Here is a 2,478-nt window from a genome sequence, read left to right as displayed (position 1 = left end):
TCCGCCAACCGCCGGGCGGAGGCGACCATGGCGTCGCCGCGTTCCCACGCCGCCGAGGTGATACCGATGTTCAGCAGCGCGGCGAGTTCCCGATCGACAAGCTCGAGAAATCCCCGGCTGTCCGGCGGCACCATCGGCACGACCTCGCCCAGCAGCGCGGCCACCGACGACTCGCCCGTGAGCATCTCGGCGATGTCCAACGTGAATGTGACAACGTCGTCGAACCTGTGCTGGGCACTGCGGTGGCGGGCGACCTCCACCACGTCGGCGAAATCCCCGCGTCCCGCATCGAGCCGGGCCAGCCGCATGCGCTCTGCCCTACCGTGCCGCTCTGCCCGGGTCTCGGGCTCGGCGTCGACGAGCCGGGCGGCGATCCACGGGTGGACGAGCACATCGCCGTCGAGACGTAACAGCAGTGTCCGGTCCGCGAGCCGCATAACCGCCGATGAGACCATCCGACGCCGCTGATCGTCAGGTTCTTCAGCCAGCCAGGCGAATGCAAGATCGTCGGCTGACATGGGAACGTTCGACACCGCCGCATGGAGCAGCAGTGAGCGCTCGTCGGCGGTCACTGTCGCGAGCAGCAGCTCCAGGACGATGTCGCGGCTGCCGAGCAGCAGAGCATCATCCACCGCCCGATCGAAGGTGCGATCCTCGGAGAGATCGACGCCGAGTTCGTCGGCCAGGCCCACGATCCGCTCAGTGACCTCCCGTAGGTTCGCGGCGCCGTTGCGCAACAGCGCGTCGACGAACTCCACCAGCCGCGGATGCCCGCCGACCGTCCGGGCCAGGGTGCGCCGGTCGGTCTCGTTCAGCGTCCGCAGGCTCGGCAACCGCAGGAGCAGACGGCCCAGCTCGGCGCCGCTGAGTGGCCCCACCTCCATCCGCCGCAGGAACAGGCCGGTACGCCCCGGCAGAGGGTATCTACAGGTCACCAGCATGCGGCCCTGGGCGCTGGCACGGGCCAGGCCGCCGAACACCTCGGCGAAACCAGGGTCGGCGAAGGCCCGGCCGTCCTCGGTGAGGTTGCGCTCGAAGTCGTCGAAGAGCACCAACAGCCGGTGTTCGCCCAGCAGCCTCCCGATCAGATCGATCTTCGCTGTGTCCTCGTGACGCGGGTCGGCCAGCGAGGCACGGGCGTCGGCCAGCTCCGGGACACCACGCAGCACGTCGACGGTCTCGGCGATCAGCGACGGCGGGTTCCAACGACCGACATGTACCGCGACAGCCCAGCCGTCGGCCCGCAGCCTGGTCAGCACCCGCCCGGCCACCGCGGTCTTGCCGATACCGCCGGGCCCGGTCAGCACTACGCCGGCGACCGCGCCGTACCGCTCCACCGCGGCCCGGCCGCCGCGCAGCACGTCCAGCGCGGTACGGACCTCGCGGCGCCGCCCGACCAGATCCCCCATGGCCAGCTCGCGGACGGTGCCACCGGCCGGCGCGGCGAACGGGCGGGCAAGCGGACGCGGGTTCGCGGCCACGTCCAGCAGCGGCGGGTCGTCGGCCGCGGCGAGCAGCGTCGCGGTGGCGTACTCGGGCGGGGTGAGGCGGCCCGTGGCGCGCGCGGCCGCCCGCCGGTCGGTGTCCACCTGTCGGCGGGCAGCGGCGAGGGCCGCCGCCACCGAGCCGGCCCGGCCGGTGGCCAGTTCCTCGTAGAACACCCGGGCCAGATCGGTCGCGTAACGGTCGGTGACGGTCGTCTGCATGGCCACCACCCGGTCGGCGCCACGCCGGACCAGGGTCGCGGCCAGCCCGTCCGAGCCGGCCGGCTCGTCCGAGCCTGCTGAGCCGGCCGGGCTGGCCGGGCCGGGCGGGCTCGCGGACGCGCCCGAGCAGGACGACAGCACGATCAGCGGCAGCGGGCGGGACGCGCCCTTCAGGGCGTCCACCAGCTCCTCGGCACGGACCGGCACCGGGTTGCCGTCCTCGTCCTCCAGCTCCACCTCGGACGCCGAGCCGTGCGCGGACAGGTGCAGCACGTGGTAGAAGTCGTCGCCGTCCGTGCTCTGGCCGCTCAGCGCGTCGGCGATCTGCTTCAGTCCGGCGACCTCGAGGATCGTGACCTGCGCAGCCCCGGACCCCGCGACCCCGCGGACAGCATCGATGATCGCCTGCATCTCGGCCTCGACGTCGAGCGGCGGGTTCCTCGTCCGGGTCTCCTCCGGCGCGGCCACCGCCACCAGGATCTTCAGCGGGCCGGGCAGTGGGCCGGTCGCGGCCCGGCGTAATCCGGCGACCCGGCGGGTGAAGCGCACCCCGGGCATGGTCGCGAGCAGCCGCCCGTCGGCCAGCCGCAGCAGCTCGTAGGGCAGTGCCAGCACCGCCGGGCCGTCGGCCTCCACCACGACGTCCACGGCCGTGCCGAAGGGAGACGTGTCGATCAGCTCGGTCAGCCGCCGCGCGGCGTCGGCGTCCAGCAGCGCCTCCCGCAACCGGTGACCGGCCTGGGACAGGCGCGTGTCCGCCTCCGCCGGGCTC

1 protein-coding gene is annotated in these 2,478 nt (G+C 73.2%); it reads right to left on the bottom strand.

Going from position 1 to position 2,478, the window contains the following annotated elements:
* A partial coding sequence (locus AC5LSR_RS12985; protein ID WP_493468505.1) for a CHAT domain-containing protein occupies positions 1 to 2,478 on the bottom strand: 2,478 nt, incomplete at both ends.

The sequence above is a fragment of the Protofrankia sp. CiP1_Cm_nod4 genome (assembly GCF_982290645.1).
This window is presented reverse-complemented; position numbering and strand designations above follow the sequence as displayed.